The organism is Mycoplana ramosa (assembly GCF_041930185.1).
In the GTDB taxonomy this organism is placed as follows: Bacteria; Pseudomonadota; Alphaproteobacteria; order Rhizobiales; family Rhizobiaceae; genus Mycoplana; species Mycoplana ramosa.
In genome coordinates, this window is record NZ_JBHEEW010000001.1 from 68990 (window position 1) to 93049 (window position 24060).

Sequence of the window (24060 nt, forward strand, 5' to 3'; positions counted from 1 at the left end):
TCAGGCCGCACATTCTGCCACCCGATCACGAGAAAGGCCGGCCGACGGCCTGCGTCGCAGGGCCGGGCAGCGAAGATGGGTCGATGTCCGCACCGGTTGCCGCCGAGGCACTATTGTTCCAGCCGCTGCTCATCGTCTTGGCTGGAGACGATGGTGGAGACCGACGGTGGAACGTCCGGATCGCCTTCCGCGCGGTCCCGGTGCAGCGCTGCCTGGGCGAGCAGCATCAGCGTGACCGGCGTCGTGACGGTGACGAAAATGCCGACCAGCAGCTCGTGGAACACCGGCCGTCCGCCAATGACGGAGAAGTAGATCATCGAGGCCATCACCACGCCGCCGGTTCCCCAACTGGTGCCGAGCGTCGGCGCATGCAGGCGCTGGTAGAAGGTCGGCAGCCGCGTGAAGCCGATCATGCCGATCAGCGCCAGCCCCGAACCGAGCAGGAGAAAGGCCGACACGACGATGGCCGCCCACAGCGGCAGGTCCGCGGCATGGCTCATTCGATCACCTCGCCGCGCATCAGGAACTTCGCCAGTGCCATCGTCGAGACGAAGCCGAGCAGGCCGATGATCAGCGCCGCCTCGAAATAGATCGTCCGCCCGCTGCCGATGCCGAAGACCAGCAGCAGGAGCATCGAATTGAGATAGAGCGCATCGAGGCCGAGCACGCGATCCTGCGCCCGCGGCCCGAAGACCATCCGCAGCAGGGCCAGCGCCATGGCGATCGAGAGCATCACCTGCGCGGCGGTCAGCGACCAGTAGAGGATCGTTGCGCTCATTCGAATATCTCCCTCAGCAACCTCTCATAGCGGTTCTTGACGATGTCGATCCATTCCCTCTCGTCCATGACGTCGAGAATGTGCATCAGCAGCGTTCCCTCGGATGAGTTGTATTCAATCCAGGCGGTGCCTGGCGTGCTCGTCACGATCACAGAAAGCAGCGCCAGCCCGGTCGGATCCTTCAGGTCGAGGGGGACCACCAGGAAGGCGGAGTGATGTCCGGGCTTGCGGCCGGTGAGGATCAGCAAGACGACGGCGATGTTCGATTGAATGATGTCGTAGAGTACGATTGCAAGCAGCCGCGCGAGAAGATCCCATCGGCGGATGCGCGGCTTGCTCGGCCGCAGGGCCGCCATCGACCAGGATGCGAAGACCGCAATGGCGCTGCCGAGGAGGAGATGGCCGACCGAGAAGCTGTTGAGGACGAGCCACATCAACAGCAGCGACAGTGCCAGCAGCGGGTAGGGCAGGACACTCATGGCTGCACCTCCGCGCTGGCCGGGCCCGCCAGGCGGGCATTGGTGACGGCGTCGATATACTGGTGCGGGGCGCTCAGCGCGCGCGCGGTCGCCTCCATGTAGCGCATCGCCGGGCCGGCCTGCACGGTCAGGAGCAGCGTTGCGAGCAGCAGCAGCAACACCGGCGCCACCTCGATCACCAGCACTCGGGGCTTGGTGCCTTCCATCGATGCCCAGAAGGTGCGGATGCCGGAGCGTGTCATCGCGATCAGCGCCGAAAGGCCCGACAGGATGATAAGCAAAACGACGAACCACATGACGGCCGGCACGACGGCGGCGCTGCCGCTGCCGGCAGGCTCGAGCATGGCCGACAGCATGGCGAACTTGGCCACGAATCCGGAGAGCGGCGGAAGCCCTGCGAGCAGGATGCCGCAGGCGGCAAAGCAGATGCCGAGCACCGCCATGGTGCCGGGCAGGGCAATGCCCTCACCGCCTTCTTCCGGTTCATCCTCGTCCGCGTCGCCGTAGACCTCCATCGTCACGGCCAGCACGCTCGCGCCGGCATCCTGGCCGCGCTCGACCAGTTCGATCAGCATGAAGAAGGCGCTGATCGTCAGGGTCGAACTTGCAAGATAGAACAGTGCCCCTGTCGTGATCGCGCCGCTGCCGAGGCCGATGGCCATCAGTAGCGTGCCGGAGGAGACCAGCACCGAGAAGCCGGCGAGGCGACCGAGCGCCTGCGAGGCGAGGACACCGATGGCGCCAAACGCGATGGTCGCCATGCCGCCGATCAGAAGCACCTGCAGGCCGAAGCCGGACGAGCTCGACGTGCCCTCGCCGAACACCAGCAGAGACAGCCGGAGCACGACATAGATCCCGACCTTCGTCAGGATCGCGAAAATGCCGGCGACCGGTGCGGCGGCCGCGGTGTATGCCGGCGGCAGCCAGAAATTGAGCGGCCACATGCCGGCCTTGATCAGAAAGGCCACGCCAAGAATGCCGGCACCGGCCTCGAGAAGCATCCGCTTCTGCGGTTCGACGCTTGCCACGCGAACGGCGAGGTCGGCCATATTGAGGGTGCCGGTGACGCCATAGATGAGGCTGACGCCGATCAAAAACAGCAGGGCGGCGGCGAGATTGACGGCGATGTAGTGCAATCCGGCCTTGACGCGCAAAAGCCCCGAGCCGTGCAGCAGCAGGCCGTAGGAGGCTGCCAGCAGCACCTCGAAGAAGACGAAGAGATTGAACAGGTCGCCCGTCAGAAAGGCCCCGTTCAGTCCCATCAGCAGGAACTGGAACAGGCTGTGGAAATGCGCACCCGCCGTGTGCCAGCGGGCAAGGGCGAAGATCAGCGCCGGCAGCCCGAGCGTCGCGGTCAGCACCAGCATGAGTGCGGAAAGCCGATCGACCACCAGCACGATGCCGAAGGGGGCGGCCCAGTTGCCGAGCAGATAGACGCCCTGCCGCGCCGTTTCCGGCCCGTCGATCCCATCGGCAAAGCGGAAGAGCGCGACGGCAACGACAAGGAGGATGATGGTGGAGGCGAGGCCGATCATTGCTTTCTGAAACCGCCGGCGCTCGTCGATCAGAAGCAGCATGGCTCCCGTGAGTAGCGGAACCAGGATCGGGGCAATAATGAGATGCTGCCCGAAGCTCATTGCGACTGCTCCCGGCCGTCGACGTGGTCCGTCCCGGTGAGGCCGCGGGCTGCGAGCAGCACGACGAGGAAGAGTGCAGTTGTGGCAAAGCCGATCACGATCGCGGTCAACACCAGCGCCTGCGGAACCGGGTCGGCCAGCGCCGCAGTCTTGGACCCGTCCGCCAGGATGGCGGGTGCGTTGACCTTCAGACCGCCGACGCCGAAGATGAAGAGGTTGACCGCATAGGAAAGCAGCGAGAGCCCGACGATGACCTGATAGGTGCGCGGACGCAGGATGAGCCACACGCCCGATCCCGTCATGATTCCGATCCCCAGCGAAAGAACGAGTTCCATTATGTGTCCTCCGGCTTCGGCTCGGTCCTGATCCGATAGGTGCGGACGGACTGGTGGGCAATAGCGATCAGGATCAAAACGGTTGCGCCGACGACGAGACTGAACACGCCAAGGTCGAAGAGCAGGGCGGTTGCGGTCGGGACCTTTCCGACCAGCGGCAGTTCCACATATTGCGAATGCGACGTGAGGAACGGGTAGCCGAAGAACCAGGATCCGACGCCGGTGGCGACGGCGATCAGCAGCCCGAGCGCGATCCAGCGCAGCGGCAGGATTCGCAGGCGGTCTTCCGCCCAGCGCGTGCCGCCACCGAGGTACTGCAGCAGGAAGGCGATCGCCATGGTGATGCCGCCCGCAAAACCGCCGCCCGGCAGGTCGTGGCCGCGCAGGAACAGGTAGATGGCGAAAATGATGATCACCGGGAACATCCACTGCATCACCACCGAGGGAACCAGCAGGTAATCCCGGACCGTGTCGCCCTCCTTGCGATCGGGTTGGGCAACGTCGAAGGCGTTCTGGATCTCCTGCTGTTCGGTGGTCCCGATGCTCTCCGGCGCCGGCCGGAAACGACGCAGCAGCGCAAACACGGTGAGCGCGACGATCCCGAGCACGGTGATTTCGCCCATCGTGTCGAAGCCGCGGAAATCCACGAGGATGACGTTGACCACGTTCTTGCCGCCGCCTTGCGTGTAGGCATTGTCGAGAAAATAGTTGGCGATGGTGTCCGGCACCGGCTGCATCATCACCGCGTAAGCGAGGATCGACATGCCGGCTCCGCAGATGACGGCGAGCGCGAAGTCGCGCAGGCGGCGCAGCCGCGCGGCGAGGGTGGTGCTCTCGTCGATCTTGCCGATACGCTTGGGCAGCCACCGCAGCCCGAGAAGCAGCAGCACCGTCGTGACGATCTCGACCACCAACTGGGTGATGGCGAGGTCCGGTGCCGACAGCCAGGCGAAGGTGATGCAGGTGACGACGCCGGATCCGCCGAGGAGCACGAGCGCTGCGACGCGATGGTACTTGGCCAGCAACGCGGCGCTGACCGCCGAAACCATCCCGATGACCCAGAGCATCGCGAATGCCGGATCGACCTGGGCAAGCGGCGGCAGTTTTGCATCGAAGCCGGCGAGATAGAGCGGAACGGCGGCCGCGAGAAAACTGAAACCGGCGACGAGGCGCAACTGCGGCTGCAGTCGCCTTGTGCCGAGATTGGCTTCCACCCACCGCGCCCATTTCCACGACACGGTAACCAGGATGCGCTCAAAGATGCGCTGTCCGCGAAGATGGCGAAAGATCGGCGGCCCGTCCTCGCAGTGGGCGAGGTACTTCTGCAGGAGAGAATAGAGAATCGTGCCGCCGACCATCGCGACCACGCTCATAAGGAGCGGCAGGGTCACGCCGTGCCAGACCGCGAGGCTGTATTGCGGCATGTCGGGACCGAGGACCGAGACCACGGCGGTGCTGAGGAAGGGCCCGATCGACATGCTCGGCACGATGCCGACGATCAGGCAGGCGAGCACCAGGAACTCGACGGGAAAGCGCATCCAGCGCGGCGGCTCGTGCGGGTTCGGATTGGGAATCTCGGTCGGGGCCGGCCCGAAGAAGACCGTGTGGATGAAGCGGATCGAGTAGGCGACGCTGAAGGCGCCGTAGATCGTCGCGATGTAGGGCAGGGCGCGATCGAGGATCGAGTCCGCGTGGGTCTCGACGGCCTCGGCGAAGAACATCTCCTTCGACAGGAAGCCGTTCAACAGCGGCACGCCGGCCATCGCCGCGCAGGCGACCATTGCCAGCGTCGCCGTGTGCGGCATGAAGCGGTAGAGCCCGCTCAGCTTCTGCATGTCGCGGGTCCCGGTCTCGTGGTCGATGATGCCGGCTGCCATGAACAGCGATGCCTTGAAGGTGGCGTGGTTGACCATGTGGAAGATCGCCGCCACCGCTGCCAGCGGACTGCCGAGGCTGAGCAGCGTCGTGATCAGGCCGAGATGGCTGATCGTCGAATAGGCGAGCAGGCCCTTCAGGTCGCGCTGGAAGATCGCGAAATAGGCGCCGAGCACGAGCGATGCGATGCCGGCAAGCCCCAGCAGCCAGAACCACTCGAAGGTCCCGGACAGGGTGGGCCAGAGTCGGGCCAGCAGGAACACGCCGGCCTTCACCATGGTGGCGGAGTGCAGGTAGGCCGATACGGGCGTGGGCGCCGCCATCGCGTTGGGAAGCCAGAAATGGAAGGGAAACTGCGCGCTCTTCGTCAGCGCGCCGATGAGGATCAGGATCAGCGTCGGCACGTACAGCGGATGGGCGCGCACCACGTCACCTGCGGACAGGACCGCGTCCAGATCATAGCTGCCGACAATGTGGCCAAGCAGGATCACCCCGACCAGAAGGCAAAATCCACCGGTGCCGGTGATCGTCAGCGCCATGCGCGCGCCATCGCGGGCATTGGCGTTGTGGTACCAGTAGCCGATCAGCAGGAATGAGAAGATGCTTGTCAGTTCCCAGAAGATCGACAGCACGATCAGGTTGCCCGAGAGCACGACACCGAGCATCGCGCCCATGAAGGCGAGCAGGAACGAAAAGAAGCGAGCGATCGGATCTTCCGCCGACACGTAGTAGCGGGCATAGACCACGACGAGGAAGCCGATGCCGGTAACCAACATCGAGAACAGCCAGGCGAAGCCGTCCATCCGCAGCGTGAAATTCAGACCCAGTTCGGGTAGCCAGGCAATTTCCTGACGGACCACTTTCCCGGCCGTGACGGAAGGATAGTAGAGCGCCGTCGCGATTGTCGCGATGAGCGCGACGGTGCCCGCCAGCCAGGCAGGCAGCGACCGGGAGGCTGTGCGCAACAGCAGGGCGGTTGCAATGCTACCGGCGAAGGGAAGAACTAACAGAAAAAACAACAAGCTTTCAGGCATCAGCTAACATATCGCTTCGAATCGGAACCTCTCTGTCACATTGGGGTTTGATGTCTAGCGCAGACGGGAGCCAGCCGCGCGTAGACACTTATAAAATTATTGTTACCCATCAAGGCGCCCGTTGCAATTGCCTATCCGCCGCAATCCGTTCGACCATCTGGATCGTAGGCGTCGCGCCGCCGGCGAACGGCCGCGCTTCGCACGGCCGCCGAAAGCGGCGTTTTCGGGACTCGAGGCGGGCGCCCGGAACTGGCCTAGGGGTGTTAGCCTCAGCGCAGTTTCATGTGCCGGTTGACGTCCTTGTAGAGCAGGTAGCGGAACTTGCCGGGCCCGCCGGCATAGCAGGCCTGCGGGCAGAAGGCGCGCAGCCACATGAAGTCGCCGGCTTCGACTTCGACCCAGTCCTGGTTCAGCCGGTAGACGGCCTTGCCTTCCAGCACGTACAGTCCGTGCTCCATCACGTGCGTTTCGGCAAAGGGGATGACGGCACCGGGCTCGAAGGTGACGATCGTCACGTGCATGTCGTGGCGCAGGTCGGCCGGATCGACGAAGCGCGTCGTCGCCCATTTGCCGTCAGTGTGGGCCATCGGCGTCGGTACGATGTCTTGCTCGTTGGTGAAGATCGGTTCCGGCATGTCCAGGCCGTCAACCTTTTCATAGGCCTTGCGGATCCAGTGGAAGCGGGCAGCTTCCGTGCCATGGTTGCGCAGGCGCCAGCCGCTCGACGGCGGCAGGAAGGCAAAGCCCCCGGGGCGCAGAACGTGCAGTTGTCCGGCCAACTCGACCGTCACCTCGCCTTCCATGACGAAGAGCGCGCCTTCGGCACCCGGGTCCAGTTCGGGCCGGTCGCTGCCGCCGCCGGGGGCGACTTCCATAATGTACTGGGAGAAGGTTTCGGCGAAGCCGGACAGCGGGCGCGAGAGAACCCAGAGGCGGGTGTCGTTCCAGAAGGGCAGGTAGCTCGTGACGATATCCATCATCACGCCCTTGGGGATGACCGCGTAGGCTTCGGTAAAGACCGCTCGTCCGGTCAGAAGCTGCGTCTGCTCTGGAGCGCCGCCCTTGGGTGAAAAATAGGTCCGTTCAGTCAACTCAGTCTCCCCGTGTGTTTTGCGAATCCGACAGATCCCGTATGCCGACCGATAGCGCAGTCCGCCTGAAAAGTCGTCGGCCAATCACGCTCAAAGCCTTTGCGTTGCGCGGAAACCTCCTTCGTGCACGGAATTGGTCCGTGCTGGATGTGATCGCTATGGCGGCAACGAACATTGCGGACTATCGTGCCATTTTCGCGCGTCGATGTGCCTGAAGCGCCGGTTCGGCGGCGCAGAGCGGGCAAGGAGTGAAATGATGGCTGCCGCCCGTGAGGATCTGCGGGAGTTTCTGCGGGAGGAAGCAGACTGCATGCTTGTTGAGGTGACGGATGCCGACGGCTCGACGCCGCGCGACACCGATGCCTGGATGCTGGTTTCGCGAAATCGTATCTTCGCCACGATCGGCGGCGGTCAGCTCGAATATCTTGCGATCGACCATGCGCGCCGTGCGCTGGGCCTGCACGAGCCCGTCGAGCCGATCTCGGTTCCGCTGGGCCCCGAAATCGGTCAATGCTGCGGCGGGCGCGTCCGGCTTGCCTTCACGGCAATGACGCCGCAACGGTCCAAGGATCTGATTGCGCGCAGCGACGCCGAGACGGTGCGCCGGCCGCATGTCTGCATCTTCGGCGCCGGCCATGTCGGCCGTGCGCTGGCGCTGGCGCTGGCGCCCGCTCCGGTCCGCACCGTGCTGGTCGACACGCGCGAACAGGAACTTCGCGACGGTCAGATCGCCGGTGTCGAGACCTGCCTGACGCCGGTGCCGGAGGCGATGGTGCGTGATGCTCCCGCCGGCAGCGCTTTCGTCATCCTCACGCACGATCATGCGCTTGATTTTCTGATCGCCGCCGAGGCGCTGTCCCGAGGGGATGCGGCCTATGTCGGCATGATCGGCTCGAAGACGAAACGGGCGACGTTCCGAAACTGGTTGTCGCGCGAGATCGGTCGTCCCGAACTCTGCGAGCGTCTTGTCTGCCCTATTGGTGGTGGGGCGGTAACGGACAAGCGCCCGGCAGTGATCGCGACGCTCGCTGCGGCCGAAATCCTGACTGCGGTTTTGACCCACTCGACCGAAGGAACCCGAGGCAAGCGGCACGTCCAGAGGTCACCGGCGCGCTGATCTTGTAGCCAGCCTCAACCGACCAGGCGCAAAGATTGGGACCGCAACATTGAATTGCGCAGCCTCTCTTTCCGGTTGCTGCATGCCGAAAGCACGCGTGTCGACCGAAGCGTTGATATACCGCGTCAGCATTCAGAATCTCGTGGATTGCGCCTGAGTTGTCGCGGTGCGTGGGACATGAGAACATAGGAATGCCGGATTTGGGCGGTGATTCTCGCCAGCCAAAACAGGGCAGGGCAAGGAATTGGGCACGACATGTTCTCCGGGGTTGAGGCGGACCGCTTCAGCCATTAGGAGGAAGCGGGGCCAAAGTCGAACTTTGCCGGAGACGGGTGAAACTGTGATCGATCCCTATGACATCATCGGCGTCCCGCGCGATGCCAACACCGCGGCGATCAAGGCCGCGTACCGGCGCCGCGCCAAGACGGCCCATCCGGATTCCGGCGGCGACGTCGACACATTCGGCAGGCTCAAGGTCGCCTACGAACTGCTGCTCGACCCCGTGCGGCGGAAGGTCTACGACGACACCGGCTATGATCCGGAGCTTGCGGATACCAAGGACCTCAAGGGTCTGATGGTGCTCGAAAAGCTGATCAACGAGGTCATCCTCGACGAGCGCGAACCCGGCAGTTTCGATCCGATCGCGACGATCCGGCGAAAGCTGACGAACGAGATCGTCAATGCGCGCTTCCACATCATGGAGATGGAGCGGCACCGCGCCCGCATCCGCAACCATATGGATCGGGTCGGCAAGCGGCCCAGCGCAGACGTGTTCGGCAGCATGCTGCGCGCCCGCAGCGAGGCGATTGCCGAGGCGATCGAGAAGGCGGAGGCGCAGATCAAGGACATCGAGCAGGCCTACGGCATGCTCGACGGTTATTCGTACGAGGTCGAAATCGAGACCGAGACACGAAGCGCAGCAGAGTAGGCCGCCCGCACGGAGCCGGTGCCGGGACGCCCTAGGGCCGTTTCGCGCCTACAGACTGTCCTCATCGGTCGAGCATTCATAGAGCTCTTCGCCCGTGTCGGCATCGACGCCCACAAGGCTGACATCGTAGCCCCAGAGGTGGCGGATGTGGCGCAGGGTAGCGTCGCGGCTGTCCTCCTCGAGCTGGATGCCGTTCTTGACATTGTGCTGCAACCGCAGCTGGCGGTCTCCCAGAAGATCGACGTCCACCACCTGGATGTCCTGCTGATTGACGCCGATGTCGTAGCTTCTGGCCAGCGCAGCGCGGATGGCCTGGTAGCCGCGCTCGTTGTGGATCGAGGCGACCTCGAGGTAGTTGTCGCTGGCGCTGTCGGTCAGCAGGAAGAGCCGGAACTTGCGGATCAGGGCCGGGCTCAAATATTGCAGGATGAAGGACTCGTCGCGATGGTTCGCCCAGGCGTCGAGCAGCGTCGAGCGCCAGTCTCCGTTTCCCGCGATCTCCGGGAACCAGTCGCGATCCTCCTCGGTGGGGTCGATGCAGATACGCTGGATGTCCTGCATCATCGCAAAACCGAGCGCATAGGGGTTCATGCCGGAATAGCGGGGGTCGTCAAAGCCTGGCTGGAAGACAACATTGGAGTGGCTTTGCAGGATTTCCAGCATCGCTCCTTCGGTGATCTGGTCCTTCTCGAACAGCCGGTTCACGATCGTGTAGTGCACGAATGTGGCACAGCCCTCGTTCATCACCTTCGTCTGTCGCTGCGGGTAGAAATACTGGGCGATCACCCGAACGATCCGCAGCAACTCCCGTTGCCACGGCTCCAGGATCAGGCTCGTCTTCTCGAGGAAGTAGAGCAGGTTTTCCTCCGGAAGGTGCAGCGCCTTCTTTCGTTCCGATGCGTCGCGCTCGGCGGCGTCCCGGTCGCTGGTGCCGGCCGTAGGCGGCAAGGTCCGCCAGAGGTCGTTGAAGGTCTGTTCCTCGTATTCCAGCCGCTCGCGTGCGCGCTCGCGCTCCTTTTCCGATGACAGCCTGGGCGGGCGGCGATAGCGGAAGACGCCCTGGTCCATGATCGCATGTGCCGAATCGAGGATGGCTTCCACCGCCATGGTTCCGTACCGCTCCTCGCATTTGCTGACGTATTTCTTGGCGAACTCCATGTAGCTCAGGATCGCGCTGGCCTCGGTCCATTGCCGGAAGAGATAGTTGTTCTTGAAGAAGTGATTGTGGCCGAAGGCGGCGTGCGCGGTGACGAGCGCCTGCATCGCCATCGTGTTTTCTTCCATCAGGTAGACGATGCAGGGATTGGAGTTGATCACCAGCTCGTAGGCGAGGCCGCGACGCCCCTTGCGGTAGAGATGGTCCTCCAAGACGAAGCGCTTGCCGAACGACCAGTGCTGATACATCAGCGGCATGCCGACCGAGGAATAGGCGTCCAGCATCTGCTCCGAGGAGATGATCTCCATCTGGTTGGGATAGACGTCGAGCTTGAGCTCGTCGAGGGCGATCGTCTCGATCGCGTCATACGTGCGCGCGAGCGTATCGAAATTCCAGTCGGAGCTCTGAAACAGCAGCTTTCCAGCGCTTTTCATCATCACGATGCCTTTTTCATTTGCGTGGCTTGCGTGCGGCGGGCTGCCTGGCAAAGAGCTTGCGGAAAACCGGATAGATATCCGCCGGCTTGGCGATCCGGGTCATCTGGAAATTGGGAAACTCGCCGTCTATGGTCCGGTAGGCGCGCCAGAGCGAAGTGCCGTTGTCGGTGCGGGCGAAGATCTCGCTTTCGCGTTCGTCGATGATCTCGACATAGGCGTAGTATTGGCACAGCCGCATGACCGCACTGAGCAGCGTGATGCAGCGGTCGGAATCGCCGGAGATATTGTCGCCGTCGGATGCCTGGGCGGCGTAGATGTTCCATTCACTGGCGGGATAGCGCGCCTCGATGACGCGCAGCATTTCAGCAAGAGCGGTGGAAACCATCGTGCCGCCGCTCTGGGTGCTGTAGAAGAACGTCTCCTCGTCAACCTCCCGGGCCTCGTCGGTGTGCCGGATGAAGACGATCTCGATGCGCTCGTAGCGTCGCTTGAGGAAAAGGTGCAGCAGCACGAAGAAGCGCTTGGCGAGGTCCTTCTCCCGCTCGCCCATCGAGGCCGACACGTCCATCAGGCAGAACATCACCGCGCTGGCATTCGGCAATGGCTGCTGCTCGAACCGGTTGAAGCGGATGTCGACCGTATCGATGAACGGAACGCGCCGGCGCCGGCGCTCCAGCCAGTCCAGTTCGGCGTGCAGCATTGCCAGCCGTTGATGCGTATGACCGCCCCCCTTTATTTCCAGTTCGGCGATCTCCGCCTGCAGCGCATCGATCTCCGCCTGCTTGGGTCGTCGCAGCGCAATGCGCCGGCCCAAGCTGTTTCGCATCGTTCGTCCGACATTGATGTTGGTGGGATTGCCGGTAACGGAGAAACCGGCGCGTCGGGGCTTGAATGTCGGGGTTTCCTTCAGCGAGAGCTTGACCATGTCCGGCAGTTCGAGATCCTCGAAGAACAGGTCGAGCACCTCGTTGCGTGAAAGGGCGAACTGGAAGTCGTCCTCGTCCTCCCCGGTGCCGGCGCCGCCCTTGCCGCCTGCGCCGCCCTGTTGCTTGCGCAGGCGATCGCCGGGGGAAAACTCCTTGTTGCCCGGCAGCACGCGCTCCCGATCACCGGTGTCGCCGGCGGGCTGGAACGTTGGCTCGCCGACACCCCGCGTGGGCATGGACACGCTGTGCGTGGTGCCGACATCCGCGATGCCGATAGACTTTATCTGTTCCTTGACGGCACGCTTGAGTTCTTCGCGGGCCCGCCGCAGGAAGCGTTGCCGGTTGCCGATGCTCTTGTCCTTCGGGTTCAGACGCCGGTCTATATAATTCGGCATGCCCCAGACCCCTCGGTGGGCATCAGCCCGCTTTGTTGACCCGCATGTACCAGTCGACCAGACGCCGGACCTGGCGCTTGGTGTATCCGCGTTCGATCATCCGCTGGATGAATTCGGCGTGCTGCTTTTCGGTCGCACTGTCCTTCTTGGAGCCGAAGCTGATCACCGGAAGGAGATCCTCGACCTGGCCGAACATCCGCTTTTCGATCACCTCGCGCAGCTTTTCGTAGCTGGTCCAGGAGGGATTGCGTCCATGGTTCTTGGCGCGGGCCCGCAGGGTGAACTTCACCACCTCGTTGCGGAAGTCCTTCGGATTGGCGATGCCGGCCGGCTTTTCGATCTGCGACAGCTCGCTGTCGAGGATCTGCCGGTTGAGGATCTGGCCCGTATCGGGATCCTTGAAGTCCTGGTCCTCGAGCCAGGCATCGGCATAGGCGATATAGCGGTCGAACAGGTTCTGCCCGTATTCGCTATAGGATTCCAGATACGCCTTCTGGATCTCGTGGCCGATGAACTCGGCGTAGCGGGTGGCCAGTTCCGAGCGGATGAAGTCGAGATAGGCGGCTTCGGTTTCCTTGGGGAACTGCTCGCGTTTGATCGCCTGCTCCAGGATGTACATCAGGTGAACCGGATCGGCCGCCACTTCCTTGGTGTCGTAGTTGAAGGTTTCCGAAAGCACCTTGAAGGCGAAGCGGGTGCTGACACCGGTCATGCCTTCGTCGACCCCGGCTGCGTCACGGTACTCCTGCACGGATTTCGCCTTGGGATCGACATCCTTCAGGTTCTCGCCGTCGTAGACGCGCATCTTGGTGTACAGCGGTGAGTTCTCATGCGGCGCCAATCGTGTCGAGACGGTGAAACGGCTGAGGTTTTCGAGCACTTCCGGCGCACAGGGGTTATTGGCGAGTTCACTTTCGCGCAGGAGCTTTTCGTAGATCAGCCGCTCTTCGGTGACCCGCAGACAATAGGGGACCTTCACCACGAGAATGCGATCGAGGAAGGCCTCGTTGTTCTTGTTGTTCTTGAACTGCAACCATTCGGATTCGTTCGAGTGGGCAAGCACCATGCCCTGATAGGGGAATCCGCCAAAGTTCTCGGTGCCGTTGTAGTTGCCTTCCTGGGTTGCCGTCAGCAATGGATGCAGCACCTTGATCGGCGCCTTGAACATTTCGACGAATTCCAGCAGACCCTGCGTCGTCCGGTTGAGGCCGCCGCTGTAGGAATAGGCGTCCGGGTCGGACTGGCTGTAGTGTTCCAGCTGGCGGATGTCGACCTTGCCCACAAGCGAGGAGACATCCTGGTTGTTCTCGTCGCCCGGCTCGGTCTTGGCGATGGCGATCTGCCGCAAGCGCGAGGGCATCAGCTTGACGACGCTGAACTTGGAAATGTCGCCGCCAACCTCGTCCAGCCGCTTGGCGGCCCAGGGCGAGATCAGTCCGGTGAGGCGGCGGCGGGCGATGCCGTACTTGTCCTCGAGCAGGTCGGCCATCCGCTCGGGATGGAACAGGCCCAGCGGCGATTCGAAGATCGGGCTTACCATGCCGTTGACCATCAGGGTGTAGATCGGCCGTAGTTCCATCAGCTTTTTCAGACGCTCGGCCAAAGAGGACTTGCCGCCGCCAACCGGGCCGAGGAGGTAGAGGATCTGCTTGCGCTCTTCGAGACCCTGGGCGGCATAGCGAAAATACCCCACGATCCGCTCGATCGTGTCTTCCATTCCGTAGAAATCGGAGAAGGTCGGATAGATCTTGATGGTCCGGTTGGAGTATATGCGCCCGAGCCGTTCGTCAGTGCTGGTATCGACGAGAGTGGGTTGGCCGATCGCATCAACCATCCGCTCCTGCGCGGTCGCGTACATACTCTTATCGTCACGGCACGCGAGCAGATATTCTTGAAGACTCATCTCCTCCCGCGCGGTGCTGGAGTAGATCTCCGAGAAAAGGTTGAAGACGTCGGATTCACCCCTTTGCATGGTCGTCTCCCACGACAAGTCGTTGAGTCGGATCGGAATCGCTGCCTGAGAATCATTATACAGGAAAACGGAATCCTTGGACCAATGTTCCCTTCACATAATCGGCATTGCTCGCGAATTGCGTGATCGGAACGGCCGCGGCACCGATTGGCACACCGGCGGCTCGAACGCCGTGCGCGCGCTGACCTTATGGATGCTGGTGCGCGCCGAGCAGCGGGGGCAGGGCAGGCCTTGGCCGGCCCCGTCACGCTCGGCATTTGCCGGGCCTACTCGGACGTCTTCGCGTCCGGATGATCGGTCCTGCCGGCGGGAATGGTGCTCACCGTGATCGAAACCGGGTCGCTTGCGGGAAACGAAGCTTCCAGTCCTTCATCCAGTTCCTCCTCCATCGTTTGCGTGTCGCCGGTGGCGCGGGCGCTGCGAAGGCAATTCGCCCCATCGTTGCTCGGCAGATTGCCATCGAAGGCGGCGACCTCCAGCAGCACCGTCTTGGCACGGTCCATGGCGTTGAGACGATTGAGATCACTGTCGTCGCCGGCCGGCAGGAGGACACTGACCACCTCGCCGGCCTCGCCGACGAATTCGACGGTGAAGCCGGACCTACCACCCCTCTCCGGATGAACCTGTACTCCAACAACCTGCATCGTCTTGCTCCTTCATCCGGTTCCATGAAACGTCGGACGAGAAACGCCATTCCGGCGGCAAGGTTCCCCGCGTGGTCAGGTCGATGCCCGGCCGGCGAAAATCGTTTGCAGCCCTGGATTGCTGTTCCTACTATCGCGCAGTTGACAGCAATCAATGTCAGGCGCCCGGCGCCGGGTATGCTTTCTGCATCACAACGGATTGCAACGTCGCGGCAATCGTCCCTCCGGTGGGCGGCAAAAGTGAAAGGTACCGTTTGATGGACAGGAAGGGATGGATCATTGCCGCATTGGTGGCCCTTGTGGCTGCGGCTGCGTACTATGCCTGGGCCAATCTTTCCGGCACCGGTTTGCCAGCCGGCATCGCCAGCGGCAACGGTCGCATCGAGGCAGTCGAGATCGACATATCGACCAAAACCGCCGGGCGTATCTTGGACATTCTTGTCGACGAGGGTGATTTCGTCGAGGCAGGCCAGGAACTTGCGCGCATGGACACCGTGCAACTGGAGGCCAAGCGCAGGCAGGCAGAGGCGGAACTTGCGCGCGCCAAAATCAGCGTCGATACGGCCGGCAGCCTGGTGAAGCAGCAGCAGGCGCAACTGGAAGCGGCAAGCGCCGTCATCGCGCAAAGAGGGGCCGAACTCGATGCCGCGCTGACGAGAATGAACCGCTCCGAACAGTTGCTGAAGACCAATACCGTCTCGCAGCAGGTGCTGGACGACGACCGGGCCAGGTACCAGGCGGCGATCGCGACCGTCGCTGCGGCAAAAGCACAGGAGGCCGCTGCTGAAGCCGCGGTCGGCACCGCCCAGGCACAGGTGGTGGATGCAAAGGCCGCCGTCGAGGCGGCCCAGGCGTCGATCGAAAGCATCGATGCGGACCTGGCCGACAGCGTCCTGCGCTCGCCGCGTGCCGGACGGGTGCAGTACCGCGTTGCCCAGCCCGGCGAGGTGCTTGCCGCCGGCGGCCGCGTGCTCAATCTCGTTGATCTGAGCGACGTTTCCATGACCTTCTTCCTGCCGACCGAGCAGGCCGGACGGGTCGCTCTCGGCAGCGAAGTGCGGCTCGTGCTGGATGCCGCCCCGCAGTATGTGGTTCCCGCCAAGGCGACCTTTGTTGCCGACGTCGCCCAATTTACGCCGAAGACCGTCGAGACGCAGGAAGAGCGGCTGAAGCTGATGTTTCGCGTGAAGGCGCGTATCGAGCCCGAACTGCTGAAGCGGTATATCAGGCAGGTCAAGACCGGTCTGCCGGGAATGGCCTATGTTCAGGTCGCTCCCGACGCCGAGTGGCCCGCCTTCCTCGGAAACATCGTAAAATGAGCGCCCGTCCGGTGGAGGCTGCACCGGCGCCAGGGGCGGTCGTCAGCTTGCAGGGCGTCGGGCTTTCCTATGGCAGGACGCGCGCGCTCGACGCCATCACGCTCGACATTCCGGCAGGCTGCATGGTGGGACTGATCGGCCCGGACGGGGTCGGCAAGTCAAGCCTGCTGTCGCTGGTCGCCGGGGCACGGGCGATGCAGGAGGGCCATATCGAGGTGCTCGGCGGCGATATTGCCGACGCCCGGCACCGCCGCCTGACCTCGCCGCGCATCGCCTTCATGCCCCAGGGGCTCGGCAAGAACCTCTATCCCACCCTCTCGGTGTTCGAGAATGCCGACTTCTTCGGCGGGCTGTTCGGGCAGGGCGCGCTGGAGCGCAAGACGCGCATCGAAGCCTTGCTCAAGAGCACCGGCCTCGGCCCCTTCGCCGGCCGTCCCGCCGGGAAGCTTTCCGGCGGGATGAAGCAGAAGCTCGGCCTGTGCTGCGCCCTGATACACGACCCCGACCTCCTGATCCTCGACGAGCCCACGACCGGCGTCGATCCCCTGTCGCGCCGCCAGTTCTGGGAGTTGATCGACGATATCCGCAAGAACCGGCCGCAAATGAGCGTAGTCGTCTCCACCGCCTACATGGAGGAAGCCGCACGCTTCGACTGGCTGGTGGCGATGGATGCCGGAAAGGTGTTGGCCACCGGCACGCCGGCCGAGCTTCTCGAGAGAACGGGTACGACCAATCTCGATGCCGCCTTCGTCGCGCTTTTGCCGGAGGAAAAGCGCCATGGGCACGTCGAGCTCATCATACCGCCGCGCAAGGCTGCCGCGGATGAGGAGATCGCGATCGAAGCGGAACACCTGACGATGCGCTTCGGCGACTTCACCGCCGTCAGCGACGTCAGCTTCCGCATCCCGCGCGGCGAGATTTTCGGCTTCCTCGGCTCGAACGGCTGCGGCAAGACGACGACGATGAAGATGTTGACGGGACTGCTGCCGGCGAGCGAGGGAACGGCACGGCTGTTCGGCACCGAGGTTGACCCGCGCGACATGGCTGTGCGGCGGCGCATCGGTTACATGTCGCAGGCCTTTTCGCTGTACACGGAACTGTCGGTCCGGCAGAACCTCGAACTGCACGCGCGCCTCTTCGATCTGCCGCGCGATGTGATCCCCGAGCGCATCGCCGACATGGCCCGGCGCTTCGAGCTGGGGGAGGTGATGGACGTCATGCCGGACGCGTTGCCGCTCGGGATCCGCCAGCGCCTGTCCCTTGCGGTCGCGATGGTCCACTCGCCGGAAATCCTCATCCTCGACGAACCGACCTCCGGCGTCGACCCGATCGCTCGCGACGGCTTCTGGGAATTTCTTGCCGACCTGTCTCGCAAGGACAATGTGACGATCTTCGTCTCGACCCATTTCATGAACGAGGCGGCCCTCTGCGACCGCATTTCGCTCATGCACGCCGGCAGGGTCCTGATCAGCGACACGTCGGAAAACATCGTCAAAAGGCGCGGGGCCGCCACGCTCGAACAGGCCTTCGTCGAATATCTCGAAGATGCGATAGGCGAGGCCGATGCGCCGGCGGCGCCGGCCGCCATCGTACAGGGATCCACCGCGCCCGTTGAAGGCGCCGCCGCCATGCAGGCGCGCACGAGCCGCGTCTTCGATTTCGGCCGGATGTTTGCCTATACGAAGCGGGAGGCACTGGAGCTCCAGCGCGACCCGATCCGAGCGACGCTCGCGCTGATCGGCAGCCTCATCCTGATGTTCGTCATCGGCTACGGCATCAACATGGATGTCGAGAACCTGTCCTTCGCCGTGCTGGATCGCGACGACACGCCGATCAGCCGTGACTATACGCTGCAGATCGCCGGTTCGCGTTACTTCACCGAGAAGCCGCCGATCGCCGACTACGAGGATATGGACCGGCGGATGCGCAACGGCGAACTGAGCCTTGCGATCGAAATTCCACCGGGGTTCGGCCGCGACCTGGCCCGCGGTCACGATGCCCAGATCGGCGCCTGGATCGACGGCGCGATGCCGACGCGCGCGGAAACCGTGCGCGGTTACGTGCAGGGCATGCACGCGACCTGGCTGGCGCAAAAGGCGCGCCAGATCTACGGGGACGCGGCGACGATCGGCGACTACCAGCTCGAGATCCGCTATCGCTACAATCCCGATGTCCAGAGCCTGATCGCCATCGTGCCGGCGGTCATGCCGATCCTCCTTTTGATGATTCCCTCCATGCTGACCGTGCTCAGCGTCGTTCGCGAGAAGGAACTCGGATCGATCATCAATTTCTACGTCACGCCCGTGACCCGTTTCGAGTTCCTGCTCGGAAAGCAGCTTCCCTATGTCGTGCTGGCGGCCTTGAACGTGGTGCTGCTGACTGCCTTTGCGATTTTCGTTTTCCGTGTTCCCTTTACCGGCAGTTTTCTGGTGTTCGGGACGGCCGCGCTGCTCTACGTCATCGTGACGACGAGCATGGGGCTCGTGATCTCGACGTTCATCAACAGCCAGATCGCGGCCGTCTTCGGCACCGCGCTGATCACCCTCATTCCAGCCGTGCAGTATTCCGGCCTGATTGATCCGGTGTCGTCGCTGCAGGGCTTCGGCGCCGTCGTCGGCAACATCTTCCCCACGACCTATTTCGTGACGATCTCGCGCGGGTCCTTTTCCAAGGCATTGGGCTTTGTCGATCTAGGCCCGTCCTTCGTGCCGCTGCTGATCGCCATCCCTGTGCTGCTGGGCCTGGGCGCGGCCTTCCTCAAGAAGCAGGCGACCTGAGATGCAGCTGGCAAACATCTTTCAACTGGGCGTCAAGGAATTGCGGGGGCTGGCGCGTGACCCGATGCTGTTGATCCTCATCGTCTACACCTTTTCGTTGTCGATCTACACCGCATCGAATGCCACGCCCGAGACGTTGAACCACGCAGCCATCGCGATCGTCGACGAGGACGAGTCGCCGATCTCCTCGCGCATCATCACGGCCTTCTACCCGCCCTACTTTTCGATTCCGCGCCTGATCGACCAGTCCGAGATGGACAAGCGGATGGATGCCGGCCTCGACACGTTTGCGCTCGACATTCCGCCGGATTTCCAGCGCGATCTGCTGGCGAAGAAGACGCCGACGATCCAGCTCAACATCGATGCCACGCGCATGTCGCAGGCTTTCACCGGCGGCGGCTACGTGCAATCGATCGTGGCCGGCGAGATCGACGAATACCTGAACCGCTATCGTGGAGCGTCGAAGCCGCCGGTCGAGCTCGTGCTGCGCGCGCGCTTCAACCCGCAGCTCGACAAGGGCTGGTTCATGCCGATCTCCAACGTGATCACCGCAGTCACCATGCTTTCGATCATCCTGACCGGCGCGGCCCTGATCCGCGAACGCGAGCACGGAACGATCGAGCACCTGCTTGTCATGCCGGTCACGCCGACCGAAATCATGGTCAGCAAGATCTGGTCGATGGGGCTCGTCGTTCTGGTCGCCTCCGGCCTGTCGCTGGCGATCGTGGTGGAGCGGATGCTGCAGGTTCCGATCGAGGGTTCGCTGGCGCTGTTCCTTGCGGGCACGGCACTCCAGCTCTTCGCCACGACCTGCATGGGCATCTTCCTGGCGACGATTGCCGGTTCGATGCCGCAGTTCGGGCTGCTGCTCATGCTCGTGCTCCTGCCGCTGCAGGTCCTCTCCGGCGCGCTGACGCCACGCGAAAGCATGCCGGAGATCATCCAGAACCTGATGCTCGCCGCGCCGAACACGCATTTCGTGATCCTCGCCCAGTCGATCCTGTTCCGAGGCGCCGGACTGGCCGTTGTGTGGCCGCAATTCGTCGCGCTGTTCGTGATCGGCGTGATCTGCTTCTATTTCTCGCTTCAGCGGTTCCGGCAGTTTTTGCGCTAGCAGGCCGCCGCAGTCGCTATGCTGTCTCGCCGGCGCGTGCCGGCCCGTAATTAGCGGCTTGACTTCGAACGTGCTGTGCCGGACGAACGGTGCTGCCGTTTCATCCACCGTTCAAGGAATTTCCCGCATGCCCGGTCCCTATGTCGTTCCCGTTCATGGCGATGCCGAATTGCCGAAGGACGTCGATGTCGTCGTCATTGGCGGCGGCATCATCGGTGCCTCGACGGCGCTTGAGCTGGCGGAGCGGGGGGTGCGGGTGGCGCTGTGCGAAAAGGGCGGCATCGGCCAGGAGCAGTCGAGCCGCAACTGGGGCTGGGTGCGGATTGCCTGCCGCGACCCGCGCGAAGTGCCGCTGATGGCGGAATCGCTGCGGATCTGGGACACGCTCGACCAACGAACCGGGCGCGACACCGGCTTCAAGCGCGCCGGCATCATCTTCACATCCTCGACCGAACAGGAGTTCAGCGATCACAGCAACTGGATCAAGAACCTCGAGGGCCATCCGATCGAGGCGCGGATGCTCAGCGGGCAGGAGTTCCGGTCCATGTATCCGGGTACGACGATGAACCTGAAGGGCGCGCTCTATACGCCGACCGATGCGCGTGCCGAGCCGCAGAAGGCCGCGCCCGCGATCGCCGAAGCGGCCCGTGCCAATGGAGCTGCGATCCTCACCGAATGCGCCGTGCGTGGCATCGAGACGGCCGCCGGTGCCGTGTCCGGCGTCGTTACGGAGCGCGGGTCGATCGCCTGCAAGGCGGTGGTGCTCGCCGGCGGGGCGTGGTCCAGCCTTTTCGCCGGGACACTCGGCATCCATCTTCCGCAGTTGAAGGTCCTGAACTCGGTCCTGCGCACCAAGCCGTTGGAAGGCGGACCGGAACAGACGATGTGGGCCAGCAACTTCGCCTTTCGCAAGCGGCAGGACGGCGGCTATACGATCGCATCGGGCAACGAGAACATCGTCGATATCGTGCCGAAGTCCTTCCGCTTCGCGCTGGACTTCGTGCCGGCGCTGCGCAAGGAATGGCGGGCCCTGAAGTTCCGCCTCGGATGGCGCTTCTGGGACGAACTGCGCATCCCCGATCGCTGGACCCTGGACGAGCCGAGCCCGTTCGAATATTGCCGCGTCCTCGATCCCAGGCCGTCGACGGGGATGTCGGACAACGCCCTTGCCAACCTGCGGCGCGCCTTTCCGATCTTCGAGAGTGCGCAGATTGCGCAGCGCTGGGGTGGGTACATGGATGTCATGCCGGACGCGATTCCGGTGATCAGCGCCATCGATCACATTCCCGGCTTCCATATCGCCACCGGCTTTTCGGGCCATGGGTTCGGCATCGGCCCGGGCGCTGGCCGGCTCATGGCCGACATCGTTACCGGCCGAACTCCGGTGGTCGACCCGAAGGATTTTCGCCTTTCCCGCTTTACGGACGGCTCCAAGATCGAACTGATTTCGGGGTACTGAGGTAGAAATGGCCTTGTCAGAAATGGCAAGCCCTGACCCGCGACCTTGGCTGAACTGATCCCAAAACGCTGTTTTTGATTACTTTTTGATGTAACTAGTCCTTTCGTCGTACATCGGTAACAGAACCTTAATATACTTATATGCACGTTATCGTTCGGAACGGTAGCGTGCATATCTGCTTGAGGGGATAATATATGAATGCGCGTGGGGATGAGGACGAGATTCGTGAACGATTGACCTTTGTCGGGCTGGGGCCTGACGAGAGCGATATCCTGAGGCAGACTTCACCGATCGTGATGGCGAACATGGATGCTGCACTTGCAGCATTCTACCGAACAATCCTGTCCACGCCCCAGACGCGCGGTTTCTTTGACAGCGATGCGGCGGTAGCGCGTGCGGGAAGCCGTCAGAAGCAGCATTGGGCGATGATCCTTAGCGGAAACTTCGGCCGCGACTACATGGAGGCCGTCCGCGCCGTCGGTTCCGTGCATGCCAGGATCGGGCTGGAACCTCGCTGGTACATCGGCGGCTATGCTCTCGTGATGGAGCGGCTGCTCGAGGGGCTGTTTGCGGCCCGACAGCCGCAAAAGCCGAAATCGGGCTTTGCGGCCGCCTGGAGCAAGACGCAACCGCCGCAAGATAACCTGGCGAGGGAGGCGATCGTTCTTGTCAAGGCGGCAATGCTCGACATGGAACTGGCGATCTCCGTCTATCTCGACAATCTGGAGAAACGCCGCCTCCAGGCGGAAGCGCAGCAGATCGAGTCCCTTGATCAGATTGCCGCGGCATTGTTGCGGCTCGCCGATGGCGACCTCGGCGTCTCGGTCGATCCCAACGTATCGGAGAAATCGGAGCAACTGATCCATGGCTTCAACGAAGCGGTCGCAAGCCTCCGGCGCGTGATCGCCTCGGTGCGCGAATCCGCGGCCAATGTGCGCGCCGGCTCGGTGGAGATCGCGAGCGCGGCGGAGAACGCCAACCGTCAGTGCGAGCGCCAGGCCAGCGCACTTGAGGAGACCGTCGAGGCGATCCGGGAACTGGCCGGCGCGATCGAGAGCACGGCCGGGACGGCTCAGGAGGCGAGCCGCACGGTTTCAAGTGTGATCGAGTCGGCGGAACAGGGCGTCATGATTGCACAAAGGACGGCCGATGCCATCCGCGAGGTCGATGCCTCGTCGGCAAAGGTGACGAACATCATTTCCGTCATCGACAAGATTGCCTCCCAGACCAACCTGCTGGCGCTCAATGCCAGCGTCGAAGCCGCGCGCGCCGGCGATGCCGGAAAGGGTTTCGCGGTGGTCGCAAGCGAAATACGGTCGCTGGCGCAACGATCGGCCGATGCGGCGCGGGAAATCGCCGGCCTGCTGGAATCAAACTCGAACAGCATCTCGGCCGGTGTCAGCCTGGTTGGTGAAACGCAGGCCCAGCTGTCGAGTATAGCCGACGCGATCCGGCACACCGGGGATCTCGTTCACGGCATCGCCCAGTCGGCCCACACGCAAGCCGCAAGTATCGCCGAGATTTCCACTGCAACCGGCCATATCGACGACGCCACGCAGCGCAATGCATCCGTGATCGAGGAAAATGCTGCTGCAAGCCGGTCGCTTGCCGCCGAAGCGGAGGCTCTTTCGCGTGCCATTGCTGGTTTTCGAGACGGAACCGACGATGCGCGCCCACGGCCGGAAGCTGGGCGCAGGGCAGGGGCGGGCGTCAACGGAAGCAGGCCGCGCCATGCAGCGTGATCGGAGCGGATCGGCCGTCCAGGAACACGCTCGGCTGCGCTCGGGGCCGAGATCAGGACGCCGTGGCCGACCGGATCCGATCGTAGCAGGGGCAGCAGCGGTCATGCAGGATCTTGCGATCACGCACGGTGATGCGGCCGCGATTGTAGGTGATCGCGCCCGCGTTCATCAGCTCGCTGCAGGCGGCATTCACGGTTGCCCTTCGAAGTGCCAGCAGTCGCGAGATCGCCTCCTGGGTGACCTGGAACTCGTCGCCGGAGACACGGTCATGCGCCTGCAGCAGCCAGCGGGAAACCCGCTGCTCCGCCGTATGCAGGCAGCTGCATGCGACCGACTCCATCAGCTGCATCATCAGCGACTTGGCGTAGCGCAACATGGTCTCGCGCACGCCACTGAAGCGCAGGAGAGCCTGATCGAAATCGGACGTAGGAAGCCACAGCGCGCGACCAGGCACCTGCACGACCGACGTCCCCAACGACGTGTCGCTCTCCATGATACGAGCAAAACCGAGAAACCCCTCGCGCCCGATCGACACTTTTTCGACGCACTTGTCGCCCGCAAGTTCGGCGATGAAGGACACGACGCCCTCCACCGGAAACACCAGGTGCGTCACCCGCGCGCCGTTCGCAAAGATCACATCGCCGGTGTTCATCTCGCGCATCTCGGAGTGGTCAGCGATGAAATTCCGGGCGTCCGCACCCAGTGCGGCGAGGACGTTGTTGCTCAGAAATGCTGGGGAATTGCCACTCTCTGCCAAGGTGCGCTCCGCGTGACTTTAGTGCCAACACACCGCAAAAATTGTGAAATGTCAAATCAGCGATAACTGCTTGTTTCGTTTAGTTATA

Annotated in this window: 19 protein-coding genes; 7 read left to right on the forward strand and 12 right to left on the reverse strand. The window is 63.1% G+C overall.

All coding sequences use genetic code 11. From position 1 onward, the window contains the following. Positions 1–110: 110 nt before the first annotated feature. From mnhG to JNC62_RS00275, 7 genes are all read right to left on the reverse strand, one after another. On the reverse strand, positions 111–500 hold the full coding sequence (mnhG, locus tag JNC62_RS00245; RefSeq protein ID WP_374834871.1) for a monovalent cation/H(+) antiporter subunit G: 390 nt from the start codon (positions 498–500) through the stop codon (positions 111–113). After that, on the reverse strand, positions 497–778 hold the full coding sequence (locus JNC62_RS00250) for a K+/H+ antiporter subunit F (protein ID WP_374834872.1): 282 nt from the start codon (positions 776–778) through the stop codon (positions 497–499). Before JNC62_RS00250 ends, mnhG begins: the two co-directional genes overlap by 4 nt. Further along, complete coding sequence (locus tag JNC62_RS00255; RefSeq protein ID WP_374834873.1) at positions 775–1257, reverse strand: Na+/H+ antiporter subunit E; 483 nt, start codon at positions 1255–1257, stop codon at positions 775–777. Before JNC62_RS00255 ends, JNC62_RS00250 begins: the two co-directional genes overlap by 4 nt. Further along, a complete protein-coding gene (locus JNC62_RS00260; protein WP_374834874.1) occupies positions 1254–2894 on the reverse strand; it encodes a monovalent cation/H+ antiporter subunit D in 1641 nt (546 codons plus the stop codon). Before JNC62_RS00260 ends, JNC62_RS00255 begins: the two co-directional genes overlap by 4 nt. Continuing rightward, entirely contained in the window at positions 2891–3229 is a 339-nt protein-coding gene (locus JNC62_RS00265) for a Na+/H+ antiporter subunit C (RefSeq protein WP_108004507.1), read from the reverse strand. The genes JNC62_RS00260 and JNC62_RS00265 overlap by 4 nt, the downstream gene beginning before the upstream one ends. Further along, positions 3229–6138, reverse strand: coding sequence for a monovalent cation/H+ antiporter subunit A (locus JNC62_RS00270; RefSeq protein ID WP_374834875.1), 2910 nt, complete (start codon positions 6136–6138; stop codon positions 3229–3231). The genes JNC62_RS00265 and JNC62_RS00270 overlap by 1 nt, the downstream gene beginning before the upstream one ends. 269 nt (positions 6139–6407) lie before the next feature. Further along, positions 6408–7229 (reverse strand): bifunctional allantoicase/(S)-ureidoglycine aminohydrolase, encoded by an 822-nt coding sequence (locus tag JNC62_RS00275; protein WP_374834876.1) that lies wholly within the window; start codon positions 7227–7229, stop codon positions 6408–6410. Between the two features lie 256 nt (positions 7230–7485). Here JNC62_RS00275 and xdhC point away from each other — a divergent pair, with 256 nt between their 5' ends. Beyond that, the gene (gene xdhC, locus JNC62_RS00280) at positions 7486–8346 is read left to right on the forward strand and encodes a xanthine dehydrogenase accessory protein XdhC (protein WP_374834877.1); all 861 of its coding nucleotides are present in this window, start codon (positions 7486–7488) and stop codon (positions 8344–8346) included. Between the two features lie 340 nt (positions 8347–8686). Then, positions 8687–9274, forward strand: coding sequence for a J domain-containing protein (locus tag JNC62_RS00285; RefSeq protein WP_374834878.1), 588 nt, complete (start codon positions 8687–8689; stop codon positions 9272–9274). A 48-nt stretch (positions 9275–9322) separates the two neighbouring features. On the opposite strand, the gene JNC62_RS00290 is transcribed toward JNC62_RS00285, so the two are convergent. The 4 genes from JNC62_RS00290 to JNC62_RS00305 all read right to left on the reverse strand — a co-directional run bounded on the left by JNC62_RS00290 (position 9323) and on the right by JNC62_RS00305 (position 14804). Continuing rightward, positions 9323–10864 carry a SpoVR family protein gene (locus JNC62_RS00290; protein WP_374834879.1) on the reverse strand — a complete coding sequence of 514 codons (1542 nt, stop codon included), beginning with the start codon at positions 10862–10864 and terminating at the stop codon, positions 9323–9325. 16 nt (positions 10865–10880) lie between these two features. Next, positions 10881–12188, reverse strand: a complete 1308-nt coding sequence (locus JNC62_RS00295; protein ID WP_374834880.1) for a YeaH/YhbH family protein — start codon at positions 12186–12188, stop codon at positions 10881–10883. Positions 12189–12210: 22 nt separating this feature from the next. Further along, positions 12211–14160 carry a PrkA family serine protein kinase gene (locus tag JNC62_RS00300; RefSeq protein WP_374834881.1) on the reverse strand — a complete coding sequence of 650 codons (1950 nt, stop codon included), beginning with the start codon at positions 14158–14160 and terminating at the stop codon, positions 12211–12213. A 266-nt stretch (positions 14161–14426) separates the two neighbouring features. Next, on the reverse strand, positions 14427–14804 hold the full coding sequence (locus tag JNC62_RS00305; RefSeq protein ID WP_374834882.1) for a hypothetical protein: 378 nt from the start codon (positions 14802–14804) through the stop codon (positions 14427–14429). Between the two features lie 257 nt (positions 14805–15061). Between JNC62_RS00305 and JNC62_RS00310 the strand changes: the two genes are divergently transcribed. From JNC62_RS00310 to JNC62_RS00330, 5 genes are all read left to right on the forward strand, one after another. Next, positions 15062–16123 (forward strand): HlyD family secretion protein, encoded by a 1062-nt coding sequence (locus tag JNC62_RS00310; protein WP_374834883.1) that lies wholly within the window; start codon positions 15062–15064, stop codon positions 16121–16123. Next, positions 16120–18900, forward strand: coding sequence for a ribosome-associated ATPase/putative transporter RbbA (rbbA, locus tag JNC62_RS00315; protein WP_374834884.1), 2781 nt, complete (start codon positions 16120–16122; stop codon positions 18898–18900). Before JNC62_RS00310 ends, rbbA begins: the two co-directional genes overlap by 4 nt. 1 nt (position 18901) lies before the next feature. Beyond that, positions 18902–20014 carry an ABC transporter permease gene (locus tag JNC62_RS00320; RefSeq protein ID WP_374834885.1) on the forward strand — a complete coding sequence of 371 codons (1113 nt, stop codon included), beginning with the start codon at positions 18902–18904 and terminating at the stop codon, positions 20012–20014. Positions 20015–20141: 127 nt separating this feature from the next. Then, entirely contained in the window at positions 20142–21473 is a 1332-nt protein-coding gene (locus JNC62_RS00325; RefSeq protein WP_374834886.1) for an NAD(P)/FAD-dependent oxidoreductase, read from the forward strand. A gap of 194 nt (positions 21474–21667) precedes the next feature. Then, complete coding sequence (locus JNC62_RS00330) at positions 21668–23215, forward strand: methyl-accepting chemotaxis protein (protein WP_374834887.1); 1548 nt, start codon at positions 21668–21670, stop codon at positions 23213–23215. Between the two features lie 52 nt (positions 23216–23267). Here the strand turns inward: JNC62_RS00330 and JNC62_RS00335 are convergent, their stop codons facing one another. Beyond that, positions 23268–23972 (reverse strand): Crp/Fnr family transcriptional regulator, encoded by a 705-nt coding sequence (locus tag JNC62_RS00335; RefSeq protein WP_374834888.1) that lies wholly within the window; start codon positions 23970–23972, stop codon positions 23268–23270. Between the last annotated feature and the right edge of the window lie 88 nt (positions 23973–24060).